Source organism: Actinoallomurus oryzae (assembly GCF_039541955.1).
GTDB classification, from domain to species: domain Bacteria; phylum Actinomycetota; class Actinomycetes; order Streptosporangiales; family Streptosporangiaceae; genus Actinoallomurus; species Actinoallomurus oryzae.
Genome location: NZ_BAABHF010000046.1, coordinates 146,072 through 170,637, shown reverse-complemented (window position 1 = coordinate 170,637; position 24,566 = coordinate 146,072). Strand labels below are relative to the sequence as shown.

The 24,566-nt window shown below is 71.9% G+C and carries 27 protein-coding genes; 6 read left to right on the top strand and 21 right to left on the bottom strand.

Annotated features, from left to right (window positions below; translation table 11 throughout):
* Positions 1–12: 12 nt before the first annotated feature.
* The gene (panC, locus tag ABEA10_RS37105) at positions 13–891 is read right to left on the bottom strand and encodes a pantoate--beta-alanine ligase (protein WP_329245561.1); all 879 of its coding nucleotides are present in this window, start codon (positions 889–891) and stop codon (positions 13–15) included.
* On the bottom strand, positions 888–1,796 hold the full coding sequence (locus tag ABEA10_RS37100) for a Rossmann-like and DUF2520 domain-containing protein (RefSeq protein WP_345472085.1): 909 nt from the start codon (positions 1,794–1,796) through the stop codon (positions 888–890). Before ABEA10_RS37100 ends, panC begins: the two co-directional genes overlap by 4 nt.
* A gap of 291 nt (positions 1,797–2,087) precedes the next feature.
* On the opposite strand from ABEA10_RS37100, the gene ABEA10_RS37095 reads away from it, so the two are divergent.
* A complete protein-coding gene (locus ABEA10_RS37095) occupies positions 2,088–2,888 on the top strand; it encodes an HAD family acid phosphatase (RefSeq protein WP_345472083.1) in 801 nt (266 codons plus the stop codon).
* A gap of 65 nt (positions 2,889–2,953) precedes the next feature.
* Here ABEA10_RS37095 and ABEA10_RS37090 read toward each other — a convergent pair whose 3' ends face one another.
* The 5 genes from ABEA10_RS37090 to ABEA10_RS37070 all read right to left on the bottom strand — a co-directional run bounded on the left by ABEA10_RS37090 (position 2,954) and on the right by ABEA10_RS37070 (position 8,678).
* Positions 2,954–5,452, bottom strand: a complete 2,499-nt coding sequence (locus tag ABEA10_RS37090; RefSeq protein ID WP_345472081.1) for an ABC transporter permease — start codon at positions 5,450–5,452, stop codon at positions 2,954–2,956.
* 2 nt (positions 5,453–5,454) lie between these two features.
* On the bottom strand, positions 5,455–6,219 hold the full coding sequence (locus ABEA10_RS37085; RefSeq protein ID WP_345472079.1) for an ABC transporter ATP-binding protein: 765 nt from the start codon (positions 6,217–6,219) through the stop codon (positions 5,455–5,457).
* A gap of 154 nt (positions 6,220–6,373) precedes the next feature.
* Positions 6,374–6,643: a chaplin family protein gene (locus ABEA10_RS37080; RefSeq protein WP_345472077.1), complete on the bottom strand. Its 270-nt coding sequence runs from the start codon at positions 6,641–6,643 to the stop codon at positions 6,374–6,376.
* Positions 6,644–6,760: 117 nt separating this feature from the next.
* The gene (locus ABEA10_RS37075; protein WP_345472075.1) at positions 6,761–7,435 is read right to left on the bottom strand and encodes a response regulator; all 675 of its coding nucleotides are present in this window, start codon (positions 7,433–7,435) and stop codon (positions 6,761–6,763) included.
* Positions 7,436–7,463: 28 nt separating this feature from the next.
* Entirely contained in the window at positions 7,464–8,678 is a 1,215-nt protein-coding gene (locus ABEA10_RS37070; protein ID WP_345472073.1) for a sensor histidine kinase, read from the bottom strand.
* Positions 8,679–8,769: 91 nt separating this feature from the next.
* Between ABEA10_RS37070 and ABEA10_RS37065 the strand changes: the two genes are divergently transcribed.
* Positions 8,770–9,798, top strand: coding sequence for an SAM-dependent methyltransferase (locus ABEA10_RS37065; protein ID WP_345472071.1), 1,029 nt, complete (start codon positions 8,770–8,772; stop codon positions 9,796–9,798).
* On the opposite strand, the gene ABEA10_RS37060 is transcribed toward ABEA10_RS37065, so the two are convergent.
* From ABEA10_RS37060 to ABEA10_RS37050, 3 genes are read right to left on the bottom strand one after another with little or no spacing between them, the layout of a single operon-like run.
* On the bottom strand, positions 9,758–10,951 hold the full coding sequence (locus ABEA10_RS37060; RefSeq protein WP_345472069.1) for a cytochrome P450: 1,194 nt from the start codon (positions 10,949–10,951) through the stop codon (positions 9,758–9,760). The genes ABEA10_RS37065 and ABEA10_RS37060 overlap by 41 nt on opposite strands.
* Entirely contained in the window at positions 10,939–12,393 is a 1,455-nt protein-coding gene (locus ABEA10_RS37055; RefSeq protein ID WP_345472067.1) for a PH domain-containing protein, read from the bottom strand. The genes ABEA10_RS37060 and ABEA10_RS37055 overlap by 13 nt, the downstream gene beginning before the upstream one ends.
* On the bottom strand, positions 12,390–13,034 hold the full coding sequence (locus ABEA10_RS37050) for a PH domain-containing protein (protein ID WP_329245594.1): 645 nt from the start codon (positions 13,032–13,034) through the stop codon (positions 12,390–12,392). The genes ABEA10_RS37055 and ABEA10_RS37050 overlap by 4 nt, the downstream gene beginning before the upstream one ends.
* 65 nt (positions 13,035–13,099) lie before the next feature.
* Between ABEA10_RS37050 and ABEA10_RS37045 the strand changes: the two genes are divergently transcribed.
* A complete protein-coding gene (locus ABEA10_RS37045) occupies positions 13,100–14,254 on the top strand; it encodes an NADH-quinone oxidoreductase subunit D (RefSeq protein WP_345472064.1) in 1,155 nt (384 codons plus the stop codon).
* A gap of 5 nt (positions 14,255–14,259) precedes the next feature.
* Here the strand turns inward: ABEA10_RS37045 and ABEA10_RS37040 are convergent, their stop codons facing one another.
* Entirely contained in the window at positions 14,260–14,433 is a 174-nt protein-coding gene (locus ABEA10_RS37040; RefSeq protein WP_345472062.1) for a winged helix-turn-helix transcriptional regulator, read from the bottom strand.
* 16 nt (positions 14,434–14,449) lie between these two features.
* Here ABEA10_RS37040 and ABEA10_RS37035 point away from each other — a divergent pair, with 16 nt between their 5' ends.
* Entirely contained in the window at positions 14,450–14,899 is a 450-nt protein-coding gene (locus ABEA10_RS37035) for an NAD(P)-dependent oxidoreductase (RefSeq protein ID WP_345472060.1), read from the top strand.
* A 39-nt stretch (positions 14,900–14,938) separates the two neighbouring features.
* On the opposite strand, the gene ABEA10_RS37030 is transcribed toward ABEA10_RS37035, so the two are convergent.
* Genes ABEA10_RS37030 through ABEA10_RS37020 form a run of 3 tightly spaced genes read right to left on the bottom strand, consistent with a single transcriptional unit; the run spans position 14,939 to position 16,894 of the window.
* Complete coding sequence (locus ABEA10_RS37030; protein ID WP_329245602.1) at positions 14,939–15,598, bottom strand: response regulator transcription factor; 660 nt, start codon at positions 15,596–15,598, stop codon at positions 14,939–14,941.
* Positions 15,595–16,749, bottom strand: coding sequence for a sensor histidine kinase (locus ABEA10_RS37025; RefSeq protein WP_345472056.1), 1,155 nt, complete (start codon positions 16,747–16,749; stop codon positions 15,595–15,597). The genes ABEA10_RS37030 and ABEA10_RS37025 overlap by 4 nt, the downstream gene beginning before the upstream one ends.
* Positions 16,750–16,753: 4 nt before the next feature.
* Positions 16,754–16,894, bottom strand: coding sequence for a hypothetical protein (locus tag ABEA10_RS37020; RefSeq protein ID WP_345472054.1), 141 nt, complete (start codon positions 16,892–16,894; stop codon positions 16,754–16,756).
* On the opposite strand from ABEA10_RS37020, the gene ABEA10_RS37015 reads away from it, so the two are divergent.
* Positions 16,893–18,098: a serine hydrolase domain-containing protein gene (locus ABEA10_RS37015; protein ID WP_345472052.1), complete on the top strand. Its 1,206-nt coding sequence runs from the start codon at positions 16,893–16,895 to the stop codon at positions 18,096–18,098. The genes ABEA10_RS37020 and ABEA10_RS37015 overlap by 2 nt on opposite strands.
* A 53-nt stretch (positions 18,099–18,151) precedes the next feature.
* Here ABEA10_RS37015 and ABEA10_RS37010 read toward each other — a convergent pair whose 3' ends face one another.
* A complete protein-coding gene (locus ABEA10_RS37010) occupies positions 18,152–18,553 on the bottom strand; it encodes an NUDIX hydrolase (protein WP_345472050.1) in 402 nt (133 codons plus the stop codon).
* Between the two features lie 226 nt (positions 18,554–18,779).
* Between ABEA10_RS37010 and ABEA10_RS37005 the strand changes: the two genes are divergently transcribed.
* Positions 18,780–19,991: a serine hydrolase domain-containing protein gene (locus ABEA10_RS37005; RefSeq protein WP_345472048.1), complete on the top strand. Its 1,212-nt coding sequence runs from the start codon at positions 18,780–18,782 to the stop codon at positions 19,989–19,991.
* A gap of 24 nt (positions 19,992–20,015) precedes the next feature.
* On the opposite strand, the gene ABEA10_RS37000 is transcribed toward ABEA10_RS37005, so the two are convergent.
* The 6 genes from ABEA10_RS37000 to ABEA10_RS36975 are packed head-to-tail and all read right to left on the bottom strand — an operon-like array spanning position 20,016 to position 24,462.
* Positions 20,016–20,489: a DUF3180 domain-containing protein gene (locus ABEA10_RS37000; RefSeq protein WP_329245615.1), complete on the bottom strand. Its 474-nt coding sequence runs from the start codon at positions 20,487–20,489 to the stop codon at positions 20,016–20,018.
* Positions 20,486–21,007 (bottom strand): 2-amino-4-hydroxy-6-hydroxymethyldihydropteridine diphosphokinase, encoded by a 522-nt coding sequence (gene folK / locus ABEA10_RS36995; RefSeq protein ID WP_329245617.1) that lies wholly within the window; start codon positions 21,005–21,007, stop codon positions 20,486–20,488. The genes ABEA10_RS37000 and folK overlap by 4 nt, the downstream gene beginning before the upstream one ends.
* Positions 21,004–21,369: a dihydroneopterin aldolase gene (gene folB / locus ABEA10_RS36990; protein WP_329245620.1), complete on the bottom strand. Its 366-nt coding sequence runs from the start codon at positions 21,367–21,369 to the stop codon at positions 21,004–21,006. Before folB ends, folK begins: the two co-directional genes overlap by 4 nt.
* A complete protein-coding gene (locus ABEA10_RS36985) occupies positions 21,359–21,802 on the bottom strand; it encodes a nuclear transport factor 2 family protein (protein WP_345472045.1) in 444 nt (147 codons plus the stop codon). Before ABEA10_RS36985 ends, folB begins: the two co-directional genes overlap by 11 nt.
* Positions 21,803–21,818: 16 nt before the next feature.
* Entirely contained in the window at positions 21,819–22,670 is an 852-nt protein-coding gene (folP, locus tag ABEA10_RS36980) for a dihydropteroate synthase (protein ID WP_442875629.1), read from the bottom strand.
* Between the two features lie 31 nt (positions 22,671–22,701).
* On the bottom strand, positions 22,702–24,462 hold the full coding sequence (locus ABEA10_RS36975; protein ID WP_345472825.1) for a phosphatidylglycerol lysyltransferase domain-containing protein: 1,761 nt from the start codon (positions 24,460–24,462) through the stop codon (positions 22,702–22,704).
* Positions 24,463–24,566 lie beyond the last annotated feature (104 nt).

Below are 24,566 nucleotides of genomic sequence, written 5' to 3'. Positions count from 1 at the left end.
TCGGGCGGAATGTCAGCGCGACTCCGTGGGCGGCTCCGGCGTCAGGTACAGCGGGGTGTTGTCGATCAGATGGGTGGAGCCCACCTTGCCGGCGACGGCGAGGACGGCCGGGCCGACGTACTCCTCGTCGACCTCGTGGAACGTCGTCGGGTCCACCAGCTTGAGGTAGTCCAGCTCCAGCGGCGGCTCGGTGTCGGCCGCCTCGTCGAGCACGGCGCGGGCCGCCGTGAGGACCTTGGCGGGCCCGTCCTGCGCCGCCGCGGCGCCCCGCCGCAGGGCCAGCGACAGCGACAGCGCCGTGACGCGCTCCGGCGGCGAGAGGTACCGGTTGCGGCTCGACAGCGCCAGCCCGTCCTTCTCGCGCACGGTCGGGCAGGCGTCGATCCACACTGGGACGTTCAAGTCGGCGACCATCCGGCGGATCATCGCGAGCTGCTGCGCGTCCTTCTCGCCGAAGACGGCGATCTCCGGGCGGACCAGGTTGAACAGCTTGAGCACGACGGTCAGCACGCCGTCGAAGTGGCCCGGCCGGGAGGCGCCCTCGACGATCGTCCCCATCTCGCCCGCGCTGACCGTGACCCCGGTGCCGCGGCCCTCGGGGTACATGGTCTCGGCCGTCGGCGCGAACACCAGCCCGACGCCCTCGTCGGCGCAGACGGCCAGGTCGTCCGAGAGCGTACGGGGATAGCGGTCGAGGTCCTCGTTCGGCCCGAACTGCAGCGGGTTGACGAAGATGCTCACGGCGACCGTGCCGGCCAGGCCACGCGCCCGGCGCATCAGGGACCGGTGGCCCTCGTGCAACGCGCCCATGGTGGGCACGAGCGCGATCGTCCCGAAAGACGAACGGGCCGCCGCGAGTTCCTCGCGGGTACGGGCGATCACGAGCGTCATTGCTGCTTCCCTTCGGAACCGCGTTCGGCCAGAGCGTCGAGGAGACGTGATGCGTCGTCGGGCTTGAGGAGACCGGCCGCGAGCGCGCGGTCGGCGGTGAGGCGGGCCAGCGCGACGTACGCGCCGCGCGCCTCGGGTGAGACGCGGCCCAGTTCCTCGACGTGGCCCGCGACCGTGCCGGCGTCGCCGCGGGCGACCGGTCCGGTCAGGCCGCGGACGCCGAGCCGCAGGGCGTTGTCGAGGGCGGCGCCCAGCAGCGGGCCGAGCATGCGGCTCGGGTTCTCCACGCCGGCGCGGCCGAGCAGGTCCATCGACTCGACGACGAGCGTGACCAGGTGGTTGGCGCCGCCGGCCAGCGCCGCGTGGTAGAGCGTGCGCCGGTTCTCGGGGATCCACACCGGCTCGCCGCCCATCTCGACCACGAGCGCCTCGGCGACGGGCCGCAGCGGCTCGGGCGCGGTGACGCCGAAGGAGATCCCGGCGAGCCGGTCGACGTCGTCGGGCCGCCCGGTGAACGTCATCACCGGGTGCAGCGCGAGCGGCAGCCCGCCGGCGCGTGTGGCGACCTCCAGCACGTCCGCGCCGTACCGGCCGCTGGTGTGGACGAGCAGCTTGCCGCGTACGGTCACGTCGGTGCTCACCAGTCCCTCGACCAGGGCGGCCAACGCGTCGTCGGGCACGGTCAGCAGCACCAGGTCGGCGGCGGCCACCACCTCGGGCACCGGCAGCAGCGGAACTCCGGGCAGCCGCTCGCGGAGGCGTTCGCGGGAGGCGTCGGAGACCCCGGACGCCGCCACCACGGTGTGGCCGGCCAGGTCGAGCGCCCGGCCCAGCGCCGACCCGACGCGGCCGGCGCCGACAACGCCCACGGCGAGGCGCCCCGGGCGCTGGTCAGAAGTGGTCATTCGTGCGTTCCAGTCCTTCGCGGGTACCGGACGGTCCGGCCACAGCCTACCCACGCCGATGTGTGCCCTTTGTGCGCGTGTTCGTCCCCCCGGGCGCATCAGCGGCGTACGGAGATTGTCTCCGCACGCCGCCGGTCGGGCCAGACCCGGCCGACGGCGACCTTCGCCCTTCCCCCGGCTGGAAACCTGCGAGATCATGCACGCCGGTCTCCCCCGCCGGTGAATGAGACACGAACCTCGCGGCCGAAGCGCGTGGTGCGACGGTACGCATGAGAAGACGAGGAACCCTTGATGGCAGTACGTTTCCGCCGGACCCTCCGCAAGCACGCCCTGACCGCCACCGTCGCCACCGCGGTCGCCGCCACCACCCTGTACGCGGTGGGCGCGGCGAACGCGACCGGATCCGTACCGCGCAGCGACAAGGAGATCCCCAACCTCACGAACGTCGTCAACGAGATCAAGGCGTACTACGGCGACACCGTGGACGGCTCCGGCGAGCACCACGCCTCCGCCGACAGCAGCTACGCCAAGCAGGTCGCCGGCATCGAGGCCAGGGCCGGGGCCTATCTGAGGCAGGCCGTACGGCACACCAGGCCGGGCAAGAAGCCGGCCATCGTGCTGGACGTGGACGACACCTCGCTCCTCACCTACAACTACGAGCTGGAGGTCGGCTTCAACTACACCCCGGCCTCCAACGACGCGTACATCCAGAACAAGAACATGCGCGCCGTCTTCGGCATGCCGGCCCTGGTCAACTGGGCCGCCGACCACGGCGTCACGGTGTTCTGGATCACCGGCCGCCCCGAGACGCAGCGGGCCGCCAGCGTCCGCAACCTGGCCGCCGCCGGGTACACCTCCCCCGCCGACACCACCCACCTCTACCTGAACACCAAGGCGCCCACCGCCTACCTGCCGTGCTCGGCGCCGACCTACACCTGCACCACGACCGAGTACAAGTCCGGGACGCGTGGGCACATCGAGTCGCTCGGCTACGACATCACCGCCAACTTCGGCGACCAGTACAGCGACCTGAACGGTGGCCACGCCGACCGGTCCTTCAAACTCCCGAACCCGATGTACTACCTGCCCTAGCCAGGTGTGCGCGAGAGGCCCTTCACCGTGCGGTGAAGGGCCTCTCCGCCGATCGCGGCGATCCGTCAGTCGCTTGCGAGTGAGGCGACGATTGATGCTTTGGCCGCCCGGCGGCTGGGGACGACGGCGGCGAGTAGCCCTGCCAGCCCCGCCACGACGATGAACGCGATGATTCGCACAATCGGGAAGCCGAGGACGACCCCATCCAATACGGCGCTGATCGCGGCCCAGCCGAAGCCGGCGCCGAGGACGACGCCGAGCAGCGCGCCGATCACGGCCATGATCACCGCTTCCAGCGACAGCATCCACCGCAGCCCGCTCCGGGTCAGGCCGAGCGCCCGCAGGAGCGCCGACTCACGGGTGCGCTCGAACACCGACAACGTCAGCGTGTTGGCGATGCCGATCAGTGAGATGATGATCGCCAACCCCAGCAGGGCACCGACCAGCACGAACAGCTGGTCGACGGCCTTGGTGAGCTGTTCCTTCATGTCGGCGAGACTGCCGACCTTCACCATCGGGTAGGCCTTGGTGGCATCCTCTACCACCCGGCTGGAGACGTCGGTGGACACGCCCTTCTTCGCCTTGACGTAGACCTCGGAGTCATTCTTGGGACCGAAGGTGCGGTCGAAGTCGGCCTCGTTGATCGTGACCTCCGGTGTCGGGGTCTCACCGGAGAAGACCGCCACGACCCGCAGCGAAAGCCGCTGGGAGCCGTTGGTCAGCGTCATCTGCCGGCCCACGCCCACGCCGAAGGACTTGGCCGTGTCCTCGTGCAGCGCGACGGTCCCCGGCCCCAGGTCGGTGATCGAGCCCGCGACGATCTCGGGCTTGATCGAGCGGCCGAGCGCGTGGCCGGCGACCGTGCCCACAAGGGTGTCCTCGCCGTCGAGCCGCGCGTCGTCCGCGTTCCGTACCTCGATGACGTCGCTGAGCTGCGGCTTCGTGCGCAAGGCGGCTGCCGCCTGCCGGGGGATGAGCTGGTCGCCGACCGTGGTGAGCTGGTAGTCGACCGGGAACTGTTCGGCGAGCTTGGCGGTCGCGGTCGCCTGTGTGGAGGCCAGCGCGACCGAGAACGTGGTCATCAGTGTGACGCCGATGGTGAGGGCGATGGTGGTGATCGCCGCACGCTTGGGGTTGCGCCCGGCGTTCTCCCGCGCGAGCCGGCCCGGCACGCCCAGCAGCCGCGCCGGCAGCCAGCCGACCACACCGCTGAGGCCACCGACGATGAACGGGCTGAGCGCGATCACACCGAGGAAGACCATCATTCCCCCGGCCAGCACCATCACGAACGGTTGCTGACCCGCCTCGCTCCCCAACGCCAGGGCGATGATCAAGAGCCCGGCGAGGACGAGCGGCGAGCCGAGGACCATGCGGATGATGCCCGCGCGGCCCTTGACCCGCCCCTCCATCTGGCTGCGCAGTGCGGCCACCGGCGGCACGCGAGTGGCCGCGCGGGCCGGGAGCAGGGCCGCAACGAGCGTGACGATCAAACCGACCACGAGACCGACGACGACCGGCGTGGCCGACACCGTCACCGAGCCGACCGAGGTGTCGTCGGCGGAGGCGAACAGCGCTGCACCGCCGGCGCCCAGCCCCACACCGGCGAGCACACCGAGCGCGGACGCGGCCAGGCCAACGACCATCGCCTCGGCGAGAACCCCGCGGAACACCTGGGCCCGCGTCGCGCCGACGCAGCGCAGCAACGCCATCTCCCGCGTCCGCTGGGCGATCAAGATGTTGAAGGTGTTGTAGATGACCAACGCCGCGACGAACAACGCCACAATCGCGAACGCCAGGAAGAACACCGACAGATCACTGGTCGACAGGCCAGAGGATCTGGCCAGCCGGTCGGCGAGCTTCGCGCTGGTGAGCACCTCATACGACCCGCCGACCGCCTGCGCGACCGCGTCGCGCAGCGCCGCGTCGCTCGTGCCCGGCGCGGCCTTGACATCGATCTCCGCATAACCGTGCTCGCCGGTCATCGCCGTGGCGGTCGCGGCGGTGAAGCCGACCCCGCCGCGGTAGGCGACCTCCTGGTCGACACCGAAGTCCACCAGCCCCGACACGGTGAACGAATGCACCCGACCCTGCTTATCGAGCACGGACACACGGTCACCGACCTTGTAGCCGGCGCGCCGGGCGGTCTTGGTGTCCAGCACGACCTCTCCAGGTCCGGACGGCGGGCGGCCGGGCTTGATCCGGTACCGCTGCAAGGCGCCGGTGGAGATGGACACCCCCGCCGTACCGGCGTCGCCGTACGCCTTGCCGTCCTTACCGATCAGTGGAGCACTGCCGAGGACGAGGCCCTGGGCGTCCTGGACACCGGACACTTTCTTGACCCGGGACAGCAGCGCGGCCGGCACGTCGTTGGATGACCCCGTGGGCAGCACCGCGACCGAGATCTTACTGGCGGAGGCGGTGAACTGCTGGTCGACGGCGGCCCGCATCGTGTCGGTGAGCACGAAGGTGCCGGACACGAACCCGACGCCGAGGGTGATGGCCAGCGCGGTGAGGACCAGCCGCAGCAGGTGGGCGCGGAGCCCGGCCAGAGTCGTCTTCAGCACGGTCAGACCTCCAGCCGCTTCAGTGCGTCCAGCACCGTGTCCGGCGTCGGCCGGGCCAGTTCGGACCTGATCATCCCGTCACGCAGGAAGACCACACGGTCGGCGAAAGAGGCCGCCACCGGGTCGTGGGTGACCATGACGATCGTCTGGCCCATCTCGCGCACCGACGAGCGCAGGAACCCGAGCACCTCGGTGCCGGAACGCGAGTCGAGGTTGCCGGTCGGCTCGTCGGCGAAGATGACCTCCGGACGGTGCAGGAGGGCGCGGGCGCAGGCGACCCGCTGTTGCTGACCGCCGGATAGCTCGCTCGGCCGATGCGAGAGACGATCGCGCAGGCCGACCGTGGCGACGATGTGGTCCATCCAGGCCCGGTCCGGCTTGCGACCGGCGAGTTCGAGCGGCAGCAGCATGTTCTGCTCGGCCGTCAGCGTCGGCAGCAGGTTGAAGGACTGGAAGACGAACCCGATCCGGTCGCGGCGCAGGCGGGTCAGCTGCCGATCGGACAGCCCGGTGATCTCCACGTCCCCGAGCATCACCGAGCCGCGGTCGACCGTGTCCAGACCGGCCAGGCAGTGCATGAGCGTGGACTTGCCAGAGCCCGACGGCCCCATGATCGCGGTGAAGGCTCCACGGGCGAACGCCACACCGACCCCGCGCAGGGCGTGGACGGCGGCGTCCCCGGAGCCGTACACCTTGGTCACATCGGTGGCGGCGACGGCCGGCGGGGCGTTGACAGCGGTGCTGATCACGGGTGACTCCTCGGTCATGGACGGAACGTGATCAAAACTAGGGACGGCCGGCCCCGCTGCCATCGCCCTCACGGCCATCGTCATGTCGGTCCGCGCGTTGATCCGATGTGCGACCTGAGGACTACGAAGACCCCCGCGCGGTCGTCCGCGCGGGGGCCGTCGAGTGCTGCGGTCAGGAGTCCCAGGGGGTGAAGCGGCGGTGGTGGTGCAGCCCGTATCCGGCCGAGGCGCCGCCGCGGCATCCCGCGCGTGCGCCGCCGATGACCGCGACGGCGTTGCCGCAGACGTTCACCGGGATGGAGATGGGCACGACGAGCTGGTTGCCGCCGAGGATGCTGCCGTCACCACTGGTGTTGATGTCGGCGTTGGCCGGCGAGGCCAGCACGAGGGCGCCGGACACGGCGGCCGCGACCACTCCGGCCGCGGTGAGCTTCTTGAGCACGTGAATCCTCCCGTACATGGAGATTCGCGACCACGCGTGGCGTGGCCGATACGTACGGTAGTTATCCAGGGACTCTCAGCCAATGGCAATGGAACGGCCGGTCGCGTGATGCAATCGTTACGCTTCGTGACTGCTCTGACCGCTTTTGATGAGGCCGGTCTCGTATGCGAAGACCACGGCCTGCACCCGGTCTCTGAGGCCCAGTTTGTTGAGAATGCGCCCGACATGCGTCTTCACGGTCGCCTCGGAGACGTACAGCTCCCCGGCGATCTCGCCGTTCGACATGCCGCGCGCGACGAGCTTGAGCACCTCGGCCTCACGCGCCGTGAGCGACTCCAGGGCCGCGTCGGTGGTGCCGTCGTCGTCGGGGATGTGTTCCACGAACCGGTCGATGAGGCGGCGCGTCGTGCTCGGCGCGACCACGGCGTCGCCGGAACTGACCGCACGGATCGCCTCGATGAGCTGCTCGGGCCCGGCGTCCTTGAGCAAGAACCCGGCCGCACCCGCCTTGAGCGCCGAGAAGGCGTACTCGTCCAGGTCGAAGGTGGTCAGGATGATCACCTTCGGGCCGCCGGGGCGCGAGCAGATCTGCCGGGTCGCCTCGATGCCGTCCATGCGCGGCATGCGCACGTCCATCAGCACCACGTCGGCGGAGGTCGAGCGCAGCGCCTCGACCGCCTCACGCCCGTCGGAGGCCTCGCCGGCCACCTCGATCTCGGGCTGCGCGTCGAGCACCATGCGAAACCCGGTGCGGACGAGCTCCTGGTCGTCGACCAACAGCACCCTGATCATGGGCGCTCCTCCGCTCCACCGCGCTCGCTCACGGCGTACCGACCTCCTGTTTCGCCGGGGACTCGCGCACCGGCATCCGCGCGACGACCTCGAAGCCGCCGCCCCGCGCCGGTGCGGCGGTCACCTCTCCTCCGTAGACCGCGACCCGCTCACGCATGCTCACCAGGCCGTGGCCGCGTCCGTCCGAGAACGTCGCGCCGCGCCCGTCGTCGCGGATGCGTAGTTCGACCGCTCCGTCACCGTAGTGCAGTTCGACCCACGCGGTGGCCGAAGGGCCCGCGTGTTTCATGACGTTGGTGAGGGCCTCCTGCGCGATCCGGTAGAGGGCCAGTTCCATGCCGCCGGGCAGCGGTACCTGCGCCCCGTCGATCGTCAGCTCGACCGGCAGCCCGGTGGAGCGGATCTGCTCCACCAGGTGCGGGAGCTCGTCGACGCCGGGCTGCGGCGCCAGGGCGGCCTTGCCGTCGCCCTCGCGGAGGACGCCGAGCATGCGGCGCATCTCGGTGAGCGCCGACCGTCCCGTGTCGCCGATCGCCCGCATCGCCCGCTTGGCGCGTGCCGCGTCGGTGTCGATCGCGTACGAGGCGCCGTCGGCCTGGATCACCATCACGCTGATGCTGTGCGCGATGACGTCGTGCATCTCACGGGCGATCCGGGCTCGCTCGGCCGCGGCGGCCACCTCGGCCTGCGCGTCGCGTTCGCGCTCGAGCCGGCGGGCGCGCTCTTCGAGGCTGAGGGTGTACTTGCGCCGGGTGCTGATGTACAGGCCGCACAGCCAGATCGCCCCCAGGGCGATGGAGTCCGGGCTCAGCTCCCGCCATGCGCCCTGCGGTTCGGGCTGGCTCATGAGCTTCCAGACCAGCAGGATGAGCCCCAGCTCGTTGATCAGCAACGCGGCCAGCGCCCACCGGAAGGCGCACTCCGCCGCGACGGTGTACATCGCGACGAGCAGCGCGAGGTCGAACACGGCGACGTTGGCGCCCACCAGCCACTGGACGAACGCCGCCCCGGCGATCACGGCGAACACCGCGCGGGGCCACCGGCGCCGCCAGACCAGCGGCAGGCACATCGCGACGGCCAGCGCGAGGTTGAGGAGGTACGGGGTCTGCTGAGGGAGGCCGTCCGACGTCGTCTCGATCCAGCGGCCCCGCACGATCACCGCCACTGCGCCGAGCGGCACCATGAACAGGGTGTCGACGAGCCGCTGGTGCTTTCTCAGCCAGGCGAACAGTCGGGGGACCATCGCCCAAGCGTATTTATCGTTCGGCTCGGCACGCGTCAATCGCAGGTCGGAGCCCGCGTACGACCTGGGGAGCACGCGATACGGTCAACACGTGAGTCAGGTCGGATGGCGGACGGCGATGGAGCACGCGCTGTACGGGGCGGACGGCTTCTACACTCGCGGTGAACGGCCCGCGGCCCACTTCCGCACCTCGGTGCACGCCTCACGTCGCTTCGCCCACGCGATGGCCCGGCTGGTCACCGAGGTCGACGACGCTCTGGGCGGGCCCGCGCGGTTCGACCTCGTCGACGTGGGTGCCGGCTCCGGAGAGCTGCTTGCCGAGATCCACGCGACGGCCGGGCTGGACGGGCGCCTGCGGCCGATCGCGGTGGAGGTCGCCCCGCGCCCCGCCGGGCTGAGCCCGGCGATCGAGTGGCGCGACCGGCTGCCGGACACCGTCACCGGCCTCGTCATCGCCAACGAGTGGCTCGACAACGTGCCGCTCGACGTCGTGGAGCTGACCGGCGAAGGACCGCGCCTCGTCGTCGTCGACCCGGCCACCGGCGCGGAGCTGCCGGGCCCGGTGCCCTCCCCCGAGGACACCGCCTGGCTGGAGCGCTGGTGGCCGCTGCGCGAGCCCGGCGACCGCGCGGAGGTCGGCCGGCACCGCTGCGCCGCGTGGGCGTCGGTGATCGGACGCCTGCGGGGCGGGGTGGCCCTGGCCATCGACTACTCCCACGAGCGCGGCCGGCGCCCGACGTACGGCACGCTCACGGGCTACCGCGACGGCCGATGCGTCTCCCCCGTGCCCGACGGCTCGTGCGACATCACCGCCCACGTCGCACTCGACGCGTGCGCCGACGCGGGCGAGAGCGCCGGCGCGACGGCGACGCTGCTCACCACCCAGCGCGCCGCACTGCGCGCCCTGGGCCTGCGCGGCGCCCGGCCGCCCCTGGAACTCGCCCACACCGACCCGCGCGGCTACCTCCAGGCGCTGCGCGCGGCGGGCGAGGACGCCGAGCTGATCGACCGCGAGGGCCTGGGCGGCTTCGGCTGGCTGGTCCAGGCGGTCGGCGCCGAGATCCCCCGCACGCTGGCCGCTACACGACGACGGGAAGTGACTCCAGACCGCGCAGGATGAAGCCCGGTTTCCACGTGGGCTCGGCGACCGGGCGCAGGTTCGGGGCCGCGCGCAGGAGCGCGGCCATCGACTCGGCGAGCTCGATCCGGGCCAGCGGCGCGCCCAGGCAGAAGTGGATGCCGGCGCCGAAGCCGATGTGGGGGTTCGGGGTGCGCGACAGGTCCAGGGTGTCGGGGTTCGCGAAGACCTCCGGGTCGCGGTTGGCGGAGGCGAACTGCAGCGCCACCTCCGCGCCGCGCGGCACGCGTACCCCGGCCACCTCGACGTCCTCCAGCACCCAGCGCTCGAACATCGGCGCCGGCGTGTCGTAGCGCAGCAGCTCTTCGACCGCGGTCGGGATCAGGCCGGGGTCGGCGCGCAGGCGGGCGAGCTCGCCCGGGTTGCGGAACAGGGCCCACCAGGCGTTGCCGGTGGCGTTGACGGTCGCCTCATGGCCGGCGTTGAGCAGCAGCACGCAGGTGCCGACGAGCTCGTCCTCGGTCAGCCCGTCGACGGCGGCCAGCGCGCCGATCAGGTCGTCGCCGCGCGGCCGGCGGGCGAGCCCGCGCAGGTAGTCGGAGAACTCCACCGCGGCGCGCACGGCCGTGTGCTGCACCTCTGCCGGAGGGTTCAGCTCGTACATGCCGCAGATGTCGGCCGACCAGGGGCGGAGCAGGTGCCGGTCGCCCTCGGGGATGCCGAGCAGCTCGGCGATCACCGTCACCGGCAGCGGCTCGGCGACCTCGGCGAGCAGGTCGCCTCCGCCGCGTTCGACGAGCCCGCCGACCAGGCCCGCGGCGAGTTCGCGGACGCGCGGGCGCAGCCCCTCGACCATCCGCGGGGTGAACGCCTTGGACACCAGGCGCCGCAGCCGGGTGTGGTCGGGCGGCTCGACGTCGAGCATGCCGGCGCGGATGAGGTTCCAGAACGGCGCCAGGAAGTCCGGCTCCGGCGGCCGCCCGAACTCCTCGTGGGTCGCGACGTGCAGGTACGACCGGCCGAGGCGGCGGTCGCGCAGCAGGGCGTTCACGTCCGCGTGGCGGGAGACCACCCACTGGCCGGTCGGCTCGTCGAAGAAGACCGGTCGTTCGCGCCGCAGCACCTCATAGGCCGGGTACGGGTCGGCCACGAAGTGCGGGGACCACGGGTCGTACGTCATGGTCAGGTCGCCCATCGGTCGGTGCGCTGGTCGGTGGCGCGCGCCCGGTGCGCCCGCTCGGCCGCGGACTCCACGATCGCCCGCGCCTCGCCCAGCTCGCGGTTCTCGGCGGCCACCTGGACCGGACCGGGCGGTGCGTCGACGTGGACGGTGCCCAGGCCCAGCAGCCGCTGGAGCGGGCCCGAGGTCATGCGTACGCTCTGCGCCCGCGCGTGGGCGATGACGTCGAGCCGCCGGCACACCCGGCCCCGCTGGGTGACGAAGACGGCGTCGTCGGTGCCGGCCGCGCTCCGGCCGAACGGCGAGCGCAGCGACCGCGGCGCCGGGAGCAGTCGTACGGCCTCCGCGTCGGTGCCGGGGAAGACCATGCCGACGAGGTGGAAGGCGACCCGGCGCGGCGCGACGGGCAGCAGCACCGAGGACAGCGCCTGGCGGTCGCCGACGTATCCGGCGACGGTGACGTCGAGCCGCGCCCAGCCGAAGCTGCGCCACAACAGCGGCTCGACCACGCGCACCGCCTGGACCCGGCCCGGCGGCACGGTCTGCATCCGCGTCTCCATCAGCCCGTACCGCAGGCGCAGCCCGTCCGGCGACACCGCGGCCTTGAACCTCGCGTGCATGACCAGCGGCGCGACGACGCCGCGCGCCAGGCCGAGCAGCACCGGCAGCGCCGCCGCGAGCACGCCCAGCTCGCGGAAGACCACGCCGAACGCCAGCAGCGCCACCAGCAGCATCAGGCCGCCGATGACCGGGAGCTTGAGGAGTTGTGAGCCGAGCAGCGTGCCGAACCAGACGCGCCAGTACGGGTGTTCGGGCGCCTCGGGCGTGTGGCCGGGCAGGCCGGCGGCGCGGGCCAGCAGCTCGGCGCGCAGCTGCTCGGCCATCGCCCGGCCGAGGTAGCGGAACCGGGTCTCGGCCTGATCGCCGCCGGCCAGCTCGACGCGGACCTCGGCGAGCCCGAACACGCGCGTGACCAGCGGGCGGACGACGTCGACCGCCTGGATGTGCGACAGCGGGATCCGGCGGTTGCGGCGGCGGACGATGCCGGTGTCGACCACCAGGTCGTCGCCGGAGATGTGGAACTTCAGCGACCACCAGGTCCAGAAGCCGATGATCGCCGCGACCGCCGCCACCGGCATCATGACGAGCAGGAACCGCGCGATCGACCGCGGCGTCAGGATCACCTCGACGCCGTCGGCGGTCTGGCCGAGCAGCAGCGTGTAGCCGCCGAGCACGAAGACGATCACCAGGACGGACAGGGCGCTGATCACCGCGGTCGACACGTGGAGGCGGTGCACGCCGCGGGAGAAGTGCACCGGCGGCGGAGGCGGCGGCCCGTACGGGACCTGCCCGTACGGCGAGCCGGGCGGTGGGTACGGCGAGCCCGGCGGCCCGTACGGGGGCGGGGTGAAGATGGGCCGGCCGTACGGCCCGTAGCCCGGGGGTCCTGCGTTCAAAGACCGATCGACCTCGATTCACCCTTCTGGGCGAGCCGGTCGCGCAGGACGGCGGCGTCGCGGGCGGGCAGGCCGGGGATCCGGGCGTCGGTGGCCGCCGCGGCCGTGTGCAGGCGTACGGTCGCCACGCCGAGCCACTGTTCGAGCAGCCCGGCCGTCACGTCCACGTACTGCATCCGGCCGTACGGCACGACGACGAGGTGCTTGACGAAGAAGCCGTGCGTGACCAGCAGGTCGTCGGCCCGCTCGGCGAACCCCCAGGACCGGTAGACCAGCTCGGCCACGATCCAGCCCATCGCGCACGCGACCACGATCACCCCGAGCCAGATCAGCCCGCCGAGGAGGCCGGACGCGCGCGCGAGGACGAACGCGCCGACGATCGTGATGGGCAGCGCCCACAGCAGCACGGCGATGCGCCGGTGCCAGGTGAGCCGGGGCGACACACGGGCCCACACCATGCCGGCCGGCGGGTCGAAGGCCTGCTCGGCGCGACCGCCGATCGGCACCGGCGACGGCCCCGCCGGTCCGGGTGGCGCGGGCGACGTGAACGGCGGCGCGGGCACGGCCGCGTGCGGCAGGATCCGCGGACTGCCGGGCGGCATGTCCCGCGGCTCGCGTGCGGGCGGGTGGCTCTCGTTCATCGGAGCCCAGTCAACCTCAACCGGCCCAGGTTCCGCGACACCCTGGGCATGGCACGATGGGCGTTGTGAGCACCGAGCGCATCGTTGGCGTGGGGTCGGGGGTCAAGGACCTCGCGACCGAGGACATGACGCTCAACATCGGGCCGCAGCACCCCTCGACCCATGGCGTCCTCCGCCTGCGCATCACGCTCGACGGCGAGCGCATCGCCGCCGCCGAGCCGATCATCGGGTACATGCACCGCGGCGCGGAGAAGCTGTTCGAGGTCCGCGACTACCGTCAGATCATCGTGCTGGCCAACCGGCACGACTGGCTGTCGGCGTTCGCGAGCGAGCTGGGCGTCGTCCTGGCGGTCGAGCGGATGCTCGGCATGGAGGTGCCGGCGCGCGCGGTGTGGGCCCGCACCCTGCTGGCCGAGCTCAACCGCGTGCTCAACCACCTGATGTTCCTCGGCTCCTACCCGCTGGAGATCGGCGCGATCACGCCGATGTTCTACGCCTTCACCGAGCGGGAGCAGCTGCAGCACGTCATGGAGGAGATCTCCGGCGGCCGTATGCACTACATGTTCAACCGCGTCGGCGGGCTGAAGGAGGAGCTGCCGGCGGGCTGGCTGGGCCGGGTGAGCGAGGCGACCGCCGCCGTACGCCGCGGGGTCGGCCAGATCGACCGCCTCATCACCGGCAACGAGATCTTCCGCGCCCGCACGCGCGGCGTGGGCGTGCTGACGCGCGAACAGGTGGAGCAGTACGGCGTGTCCGGGCCGATCGCGCGGGCGGCGGGCGTCGATTTCGACCTGCGGCGCGACGAGCCGTACCTCGCCTACGGAGACCTGGCCGACGTGCTGCGCGTCCCGGTCCGGAGCGAGGGCGACTGCCTGGCCCGGTTCGAGTGCCTGCTCGAGCAGGTGCACGTCTCGCTGGACCTGGCCGACGCCTGCGTCGAACGCCTGGCCGCCCTGCCCCCGGGCCCGATCAACCAGCGCCTGCCGAAGGTCCTGAAGGTCCCCGAGGGGCACACCTACGCCTGGACGGAGAACCCTCTCGGCATCAACGGCTACTACCTGGTCTCCCGCGGCGAGAAGACACCGTGGCGGCTCAAGCTGCGCTCGGCCTCGTTCAACAACATCCAGGTGCTGACCGAGATGCTGCCCGGCAACCTGGTCGCCGACATGATCGCCATCCTGGGCTCGATGTTCTTCGTGGTCGGCGACATCGACAAGTAACCGCCCTACGGCTCGTACGTCTCGCGGGCGCGCAGCAGGGTGGGCAGGTGCTCCTCGCTCCAGATCCGCGCGGCGTCGATCAGCGGCACCAGGGTGCGTCCGAGCGGGGTCAGGGCGTACTCCACCCGTGGCGGGTTCTCGTCGTGGACGGCGCGGGTCACCAGGCCGTCGCGCTCCATCGCCCGCAGGGTCTCGGTGAGCCCCTTCAGCGGTCCGGAGCAGGGCTTCGCCGGCCTGGATCCGGAGTTCTTCGTCACCGCGGCCGACGCCCTGCTGGACGGCATGATCGCGGCGGGCGTGCCCCGTCTCGTGGTGATCGGGCTGTTCGCGAACCTGAACGACGCCTCGGGCCGCCCGGTGATGGACGATCCGGCCGCCTTCCCGCCCGAGATCCGGCCGTTCGCCGCGGCGCACACCGCGGGCCTGGACCGCCTGCGCGAGCGGGACGGGACGGTCGACTGGCTCGTGCTCACGCCTCCGGCCCGCCTGGAGCAGGCGGAACGCACCGGACGGTACGCGGTCGGCGGGGAGACGGCTCCGCCCGCGGACGCACACCTGTCGTACGCGGACCTGGCGGTGGCGATCGTCGACGAGATCGAGACACCCCGGCATCACCGCACCCGCGTCTCGATCACCACCCGGTGATCAGGAGGCGCCGGGCCGGCCTGGACGCACCGAGCCCGATCAGGACTCGCCGGGGGTGATCAGGCCGGACTCGTACGCCGCGATCACGGCCTGGACCCGGTCGCGCAGGCCGAGCTTGGCGAGCACGTTGCTGACGTGGGTCTTCACCGTGTGCTCGCTGACCACCATGGCGACCGCGATCTCGGCGTTGGTCAGGCCGCGGCCCAGCAGCTTGAGCGTCTCCCGCTCGCGTGCGGTGAGGGCGTCCAGGCGCGCCGACCCGGTGTCCGGGCGAGGCCGGCGGGCGGTCAGGTCGGAGATCAGCCGGCGCGTGACCGTCGGCGCCAGCAGCGACTCGCCCGCCGCGACGACGCGGACCGCGTGCACGAGGTCGTCGCGGCGCACGTCCTTCAGCAGGAAGCCGCTCGCCCCGCCGTACAGCGCGTCGTAGACGTAGTCGTCCTGGTCGAACGTTGTCAGCATCAGCACCCGGCAGTCGGTCCGCGCGCACACCGCGCGGGCCGCCTCGATGCCGTCCATGCCCGGCATCCGGATGTCGAGCAGGGCGACGTCGGGACGGTGTTCGTGGACCGCCGCGAGCGCCGCGGCGCCGTCGCCCGCCTCGGCGACCACCTCGATGTCGGGCTGCGCGTCGAGGATCATCGCGAAGCCGCTGCGCACGAGCTCCTGATCGTCGGCGATCACCACGCGAATGCTCATACCGGCACCCCCACCCGCGCGTACGGCAGGGTGGCGGTCACCCGGTAGCCGCCGCGCACCGGGCCGGCCGCGGCCGTGCCGCCGCAGGCCGAGGCGCGCTCGCGGATGCCGATCAGGCCGTTGCCCGTCCCGACGGACTTGCCGCCGCCGGCGCCGTTGTCCACGACGGTGATCTGCAGCCCGGTGTCGCTCCAGTCCAGGTTCACGGTCACCCGGCTCGCGCCCGCGTGCTTGACCGTGTTGGTCAGAGCCTCCTGGACGATCCGGTACGCCGCGACCTCGGCGTCCGCGGGCAGCGGCCGGGCCTCGCCCGACGCCCGCAGGCCGACCTTGAGGCCGGGGGTGCCGTCGGCCTGCTCGACCAGCGCGGGCAGGCCCGCCACGGTGGGCTGCGGCGCCCGGCTGGCCGTGTCGCGCTCCTCCTTCAGCATGCCGAGCATGCGGCGGAGCTGCACCATCGCGTCGCGGCCCGCCTCGGCGATCGCGTCGAAGGCCTGTTCGGCGCGGTCGGGGTTCGCCCGTACGACGACCGGCCCCGCCTCCGCCTGCACGACCATGATGCTGACGGCGTGGGCGAGGATGTCGTGCATGTCGCGGGCGATCCGGGCCCGCTCGGCGGTCGCCGCACGGGCCAGGTCGAGCTCGCGTTCGCGCTCCATCTCGCCGGCCCGGTGCGCGAGCGCCTGCAGGCGGATCTCCCGGTGCCGGGCCAGCAGCCCCAGCACGTACGCTCCGGTCGCGGTGAGCACCCCGATGACACTGGTCGTCATGCTGTGGGAGAACGCGATCGCGACCGTCCCGACCACGAGCAGCACGGCCACCTCCCGGACCCGCCGGTCGCCCCAGGCGATGGAGTAGGCGGCCACCAGCATGCCCCAGGCGATCGGCTCGTTGGCCGCGTGCCGGACCTGGTTGTAGCAGAACAGCGCGACGAAGATCACCAAGAGGCAGGCCAGGGGGAACCTGCGGCGCCAGATCAGCGGCAGCGCCGTACCGGCGGTGAAGATCCACGCCCAGTACGAGAACGGGCCGGGTTGGTTGACCCGCGGGAGCACGAACGGCGCGTAGAGGACCGCGAGCACCATCAGGGCGACCACCGCGTCGGCGAGGTAGGGCCCGGCGACGCGCGGCCGGATCGGGGGGAGACGCACGGCATCAGTATCCGCCGAGGTGAGCCGGGTCCACCTCACCCGCACGACGGATCTTCGCGGGCCGTCTCGGCCGTACGGGCCAGGCGGAGAGATCGGTGCGCTCGGCGATCCGCCGGCGGGCGCCGATCCGGAGGATGACCGGCATGAGAAGACATCTGGCCGCCATCGGCGCTCTCCTCGCCCTGACGGTCCCCGCCGTCGCGTCGGCGCCGGCCTCGGCCTCCGCGCCCGTCCAGCGGCCGTCCACCGCACTACCGCCGCTCGACCCGGCTCTCCTGCGAGCCGCCATCGCCGACCTGCCGAACGCCACCGTGACCGGCGCGCTGGTCAACGTCACGGGCTCGGCCGGGCAGTGGAGCGGCACCTCGGGCGTACGGGACGTCGTCACGCGCCGAACCGTCCAGGCCGACGGGAACTTCCGCATCGGCAGCATCTCGAAGGTGTTCACCGCGGTGGTGCTTCTGCAGCTCGCCGCCGAGGGCAAGGTGGACCTCGACCAGTCCGTGCGGCACTACCTGCCCGGCCTGCTCCCCGCCGCGTACCCGGTGATCAGCGTGCGCGAGGTCCTGAACCACACCAGCGGCCTGCCCGACGCCACGCTGGGCGAGGGCGACGCCCAGTGGTTCGCCGACCACCGCTTCGAGAGCTGGACCCCGCGGCAGATCGTCGCGGACGCGGTGAGCCACCCGATGAAGTTCGCGCCCGGCACCAAGCAGGACTACAACGGCACGAACTACTACCTCGCCGGTCTGCTGGTCGAACGCCTGACCGGCCACACGTACGCCCACGAGGTGCGGCAACGCGTCATCGAGCCGCTGAACCTGCGCGACACCTACGTGCTGGACCGCCACGACCCACGTCTGCCGGGCGAGCACGCCCACGGGTACGTCGCGGTCACCGAGGACGGCCGCACCACACTGCGGGACGTGTCGGAGCAGAGCCCGTACCCGTGGGCGGAGGGCGGCCTGATCTCGAACAGCGCCGACCTGCGGACGTTCCTGACCGCGATCTTCCAGGGCCGGCTGGTGCCCGCGCGGGAGCTGGGCGAGATGTTCACCGTCCCGGACGTGCCGTACCTGGGCACGGACAACTGCGTGATCGGCCCGGAGGCGGGCCACGCCTGCTACAGCGCCGGCCTGATGAAGACGACGATGCCGAACGGCCTGACCGCCTGGGGCAAGACGGGTTCCCGGCCGGGCTACACGAGCGGCCTGTTCGCCACCCGCGACCTGAGCCGTGTGCTCGTCTACTCGCTCAACCCGACGGGCAACAAGGACGGCTCGGAGGCGCCGTACATCCAGAAGATCGCCGCCGCCGTCCTCGACCCGGACCTCCTCACCGGAAACTGACCGGCCCGCCCGGCCGGGAGTTACCCACAACCTGTGGATGACTCCCGGCCGGGTCAGTGGAGTCGGCCGGCCTCGTGCAGGTGGTCGAAGATGATCTGGTCGACCGGCGACACGCGGTCGCGGTCGCCGTAGGTGAGCCAGAGGACTTCTTCGATCTCGCTGCCGGCGACGGGTGTCCCCCGGTGGTCGGCGGTGTAGCAGGTCATCCGCACGGTGACGCCGCCGGTGTGACCGTGGGCCTGGGCCTGGAAGGTGCCCAGGTGCCTCGCGGTGGCGGGAAGGATGGTGACGGTGAGTTCTTCCTCGATCTCCCGGACGAGGGTTTCGACGTCACCCTCGCCGGGCTCCCGTTTCCCGCCGGGGAGGTAGCACACGTCCTTGCCGCGTGACCGCGTGCTGAGGATCCGGCCGCTGTCCAGGTGGATCCAGGCGATCTTGTCGATGGTCGTGGTCAATCGTTGCCTCCCGTCGTGACGCTGCGCCCCCGGATCGCGGCTCGGCCACCGCCGGGGGCTCGGCGACGCTCGGCCGGATCGGGAAGGCGCAGGACCTCAGTATCCAGCGGTGGTCGTCTCACCCGCGCGACGGACCCGCGCGGGCCGTCTCGGCCGTACGGGTGAGGCGCGAAGATCGGTGCGCTCGGCGATCCGCCGGAGCCCGCCGATCCGAAGGATGGGCCGCATGAGAAAACACGTGGCCGCCATCGGCGCCTTCCTCGCTCTCACGGGGGCCCTGGTTCCCGCCGTCGCCTCCGCGTCCGCCCCGGCCTCCCCGGCCCCGCGGTCCGCGGCGGAGCTGCCGCCGCTCGACCCGGCCCTCATGCGGGCGGCGATCTCGGGCCTGCCCAGCGCGACCGTGACCGGCGCGCTGGTCAACGTGACCGGCTCGGCCGGGCAGTGGAGCGGCACCTCCGGCGTACGGGACGTCGTCACGCGCCGAACCGTCCAGGCCGACGGGAACTTCCGCATCGGCAGCACATCGAAGATCTTCACCGCCGTGGTGCTCTTGCAGCTCGCCGCCGAGGGCAAGGTGGACCTCGGCCGATCCGTGCGGCACTACCTGCCCGGCCTGCTCCCCGCCGCGTACCCGGCGATCACCGTACGCCAGCTGCTCAACCACACCAGCGGTCTGCCCGGCGGCGACCTGGGCGACGGCGACGCACAGTGGTTCGTCGAGCACCGCTTCGACAGCTGGACCCCACGGCGGATCGTGGCGGACGCCGTGACCCACCCGATGGAGTTCGCACCGGGCACCGCACAGCGCTACAACGGCACGAACTACTACGTCGCCGGTCTGCTGATCGAGCGCCTGACCGGCCGCAGCTACGCCCACGAGGTGCGGCAGCGCATCATCAGGCCGCTGAACCTGCGCGACACCTACGTCCTGGACCGGCACGACCCACGGCTGCCCGGCCCGCACGCCCATGGGTACGTCGCGGTCACCAAGGACGGCACCACCACGCTGCACGACGTGTCGCGGCAGAGCCCGTACCCGTGGGCGGAAGGCGGTCTGATCTCCAACAGTGCCGACCTGCGGACCCTCATCACGGCGATCTTCCGAGGCCGCCTGGTGCCGGCCTCGGACCTGAACGAGATGTTCACCGTCCCGGACGTGCCGTACGTGGGCAAGGACAACTGCAACATCGGGCCGGACGCGGGACGCGCCTGCTTCAGCGCGGGCCTGTCGAAGTCGACCCTGCCGAACGGCCTGAGCGGGTGGGGCAAGACGGGCGCGCGGCCGGGCTACACGACCGGCGTGTTCGCCACCCGCGACCTGAGTCGCGTGCTGGTCTACTCCCTCAACGCGACGGGCAACAAGGACGGCTCGGAGAGCCCCTACGTGCAGCGGATCGTCGCCGCCACCTTCGACCCGGACCTGCTGTCCGAAAACTGACCCGCAGCGCCTCCCCGGAGGCCGTCAGAGACGCGACGCGGAACGGCGCTGGTCCTCGTCCTCGGGGCCCTTGGGCACCCGGCAGGCGTGTTCGAGGATGAGCGCCCCCGCGATCAATGCGATCGCCGCCAGCGCCGTACCGCCGCTGACGTAGAAGTCGCGCCGCGGCGTCGGCTTGTCCAGCGAGGAGGCCAGGTAGATGGCCATACCGCCGAACACCCCGGCCAGCACGGCGGCGGCGTACGCGCTCGCCTTGCCCAGGGCCGCCAGCCGCGCGGCGACCAGCGGCTCGATCGGCTTGGTGCCCGGTTTCCGCTGGATGCGGGCCCGCGTCACCAGGGCGGTGTAGAGCTCGCCGAGGGCGAGGAGCAGCAGCGACGGCACCATCGTCCAGGGCAACAGCGGCAGCGAGACGTACAGGAAACGTACGATCACCCAGGTCACGGCCGCCACCACGACCAGCGTGACGGCGAGGGCGGGGATTCGGGTCGGCTTCACGCGGGCGGCTGGAGCGAGAGGTCGTCGCGGCGCCGGAGCTCCTGGTCGGCCACGTCCGGCAGCAGGTCGGTCACGCGCCCCTGGCCGGGCAGCGTCGCGTCGGGTTCCAGGTCCGACCACGGCCGGAGCACGAACGCACGCTCGCGCGCCCTCGGGTGTGGCAGCAGCAGGTCCGGATCGTCGGAGGTCACGTCCCCCATCATGACGATGTCGATGTCGAGCGTGCGCGGCCCCCAGCGAACTTCGCGCGTACGGGCCATCGACTCCTCGATCGCGAGCACGCGTTCGAGCAGCGACTCCGGCGGCACCCCGCTGTCCGCGACGATCACGACGTTGAGGAAGTCGCCCTGTTCGGGGCCGCCGACGGGCTTGGTCTCATAGACCGGCGACAGCCCGATGAAGTCCAGGCCGGGCGCGTCGAACAGCGCGTCGATCGCCTCCTGGAGATTGTCGAGCCGGTCGCCGAGGTTGCTGCCCAGGGAGAGTACGGTGTGGCGCTTCTCCGTGGAGGTCGTCATGGGCGGCTCCGATGAATGGTCACGGCAACGTCGGTGAAGGGGTGCGGCATGGGGGCACTCGGCTTGTGCACGGTGACCTCCACTTCCTCGACCTGGGGCGGGTCGAGACACAGCGCCGCCAGGCGCTCGGCGAGCGTCTCGATCAGGTTGACCGGCTCGCCTTCGACCACGGCCACCAGCCGGTCGGCCAGCGCGCCGTAGTCAACGGTACGCAGGAGATCATCTTCCGCCGCGGCCGGGCGGACGTCGAGACCCAGCACCACGTCGATCACGAACTCCTGGCCGAGCTCGCGTTCGGCCGGCAGGCAGCCGTGGCGTCCCCGGGCGCGCAGCCCGTTCAGAGCGATCCGGTCAGTGCCCATCCTCGTCGTCTTCCTCCTCGCGGTTCAGCACGGGCGAGCCGTGGTGAAGCCACATCCGCCACCCTTCATCCGTACGGATGAACGCATTGGTGGTCACCACGCTTCCCCCGGCGGTCAACGAGTCGGCCGACTCGTCGACGGCCGTGATGATGTGCTCCGAGCAGCTCACCACCGCCTGGTCGCCGGAGATCCGCACCTGCGTGTCGGTGAGCACGAACTGGATGTACGGGGTGTTCGCCATGATCAACGCCCAGGAGCGCAGCACCGTGCCCCGGCCGCGCAGCAGCGGCCAGCCCGGGTGCACGCAGACCACGTCGTCGGCGTGCGGCCCGTCCGCCCACACGAGGCCCATGCGGTCCAGGTCGGCGGACTCGAAGGCGGCGTAGAACTCGGCGTTCACCGCCTCCACGGCGCTCACGTCGATCTCGGTCACGACGACGCCTCCTCGGTCACCGGGCGGCTCCCCACGCGGCCGCGGCGCGTACGGCGTCGGCGTTGGCCCGTACGTTGTGCACGCGGACGCACCAGGCACCGGCCGCGGCGGCCAGGGCGGTGATCGCCACGGTGGCGTCGTCGGACTCGGCGAACGGCCGGTACGTGCCGTCCGGCGCGGCGAGCAGCCGGCCGAGGAACCGCTTGCGCGACGCGGCCACCAGCACCGGATGGCCCAGCTCCAGCAGCGCGTCGAGATGGGCCAGGAGCGTCCAGTTGTGGTTGTCCTCGGGGCGCTTGGCGAAGCCGAGGCCGGGGTCGACGATCAGCTGGGAGGGGTCGACGCCCTCCCGGACGATCGCGGTGATGCGGGCTCTCAGCTCGTCGGTGACCTCGCGGACCACGTCCTGGTAGACGGCGCGGGTGTCCATGTCGTGACTGTGCCCACGCCAGTGCATCACGACGTACGGCACACCGGCCTTGGCCACCATCCGCGGCATCGCGGGGTCGGCGAGACCGCCGCTCACGTCGTTGACGAGCCGCGCGCCGGACGCGACCGCCACCTCGGCCACCTCGGCCCGCATGGTGTCGACGCTGACCGGCACGCCTTCGGCGGCGAGGGCCTCGATCACCGGGACGACGCGTCGCAGCTCCTCCTGCAGGGACACGCGCTGCGCGCCGGGCCGGGTGGACTCGCCACCGACGTCGACGATGTCGGCGCCCTCCCGGACCAGGTCGAGGCCGTGCCGGACCGCCGCCTCGTGGTCGAACCAGACGCCGCCGTCGGAGAAGGAGTCGGGCGTGACGTTGACCACGCCCATGACGAGACAGCGCCCGGGGGCGGGGAGGCCGGCGATGCTCGTGGTCATACCGGTCAGCCTAGTGTGGACGCGGCCTTCCTCAGGGGGCGGGCAGGGCTCGGCGCGGAGGGCGCTTCAGGCCCGGAAAGCGCAGCCGGGGCCAGACGATGAACGCCTCGGCCTCCAGGGCCGCCAGGGCGATCCTCGGGGCGTCGTTCAGGCTCGGATAGACGAAGAACCGGGGCTGCCAGACCGGCTGGAACTTGGCGTTGAACTTGTACAGCGACTCGATCTGGAACCAGCGGGAGAGGAAGACCAGCAGCCCGCGCCAGGCCTTCATCACCGGGCCGGCGCCGATGCGCTCGCCGCGGGCCAGGGCGGCGCGGAAGACCGCGAAGTTCAGGGACACGCGTTTGACTCCCAGGTCGGGCGCTGCCTTGAGCGCCTCGACGATGAGGAAGTCGTTCAGGCCCGGCTGCGCGGAACGGTCGCGGCGCATCAGGTCCAGGGAGAGGCCGTCGGTGCCCCAGGGGACGAAGTGGATGATGGCGTGCAGTTCGCCGTCCTTGGTGGCCGTGGCGAACACGCACTCCTCGTCGCCCGGCTCACCGACCCGGCCGAGCGCCATCGAGAAGCCCCGCTCGTTGTCGGTGCCGCGCCAGGCCCCGGCCCGCTCCCACAGGGCCGCCAGCTCCTCGGGCGCGTAGTCCTTCTCCCGGCGGATCTCGGCGACGTACCCCTGGCGGCTCACGCGGTTGACCATCTGCCGGACGTTGCGCATCGTACGGCCGTCGAGGGAGAACTCGGCGGCGTCCACGATCGCCTCGTCGCCGAGTTCGAGCGCCGACAGGCCCGACTCGCGGCACCAGATCTCCGCGCCGAGCTCGCTGCACCCCATCACCGCCGGCACCCAGGCGTGGGCCGCGGCCTCCTCCAGGAAGGCCTGGATCGCGCCGGGCCACGCCTCCGGGTCGCCGATCGGGTCGCCGCCGGCCAGCATCACGCCGGAGACCACGCGGTAGGTCACGCAGGCCTTGCCGGTCGGCGACCAGATCACGCTCTTGTCGCGGCGGAGGGAGAAGTAGCCCAGCGAGTCACGGGCCCCGTGGCGGTCGAGCAGCTCACGGACGCGTTTCTCGTCCTCGGCCGACAGCGACGGCGCGGGCTCGGCCGGCCGCAGGAACAGGAAGGCCGTGACCAGGCCGGTGAACAGGCCGAGCGAGCCGAGGATCAGGCTGAACAGGTCGTTCTTGCGGTCGGAGACGAACGTCACCGGCCCGGTGGCGCCCACCAGGCCCGCGGTCACGTGTTCCAGCCGGTCGGCGAAGGAGTAGTGCTGCTGGAGGTCGTGGGCGTTCAAGGTGATGAACAGCAGCCCGATCGCGACGCTGAACGCGGCGAGGAACAGTCCGACCCACAGCGCGCGCCATCGGGTGCGCGGGTCGCCGGTCGCGTAGAACTCGTCGCGGAAGTAGATCAGGGCCGCCAGCACGCCCGCCGCGACGAGCGCGGAGATCGCGAAGTCCTTGACGATGTGGGAGAAGACCGTGAAGGCCAGCAGCACGACGACCGCGCGCCAGGCCCGGCGCTTGCGGCGCCGCAGGCCGTGGGACAGCAGGAGGAACAGCAGACCGGCGATGAGCGTCGCCGTGCGGGCGGCGTTGTTGACCGACCCGGGGACGAACTCGTCGACGCGGACCATGCGGCGGTGCCACTCCGGCATCAGTGCCCCGAGGACGTCGTGCAGCCCGACGAGAAAGGTCAGCCAGCCGGCCAGCGCCGGAACCCATCGGCGCTGGCGACGACGCTCATGGACGTCGCTTTCGGGACGCCCTGACGTCTCACGCTTCGACTCCACCATCACGGCCCCACAGCGTAGTCAGCCGGGCACGTGCCGCACGCGAATCCATATTCCCGATTCGGGTTGTACCGCAAAGCGTCACGGCGGTTCGTCCCCGTGTCACG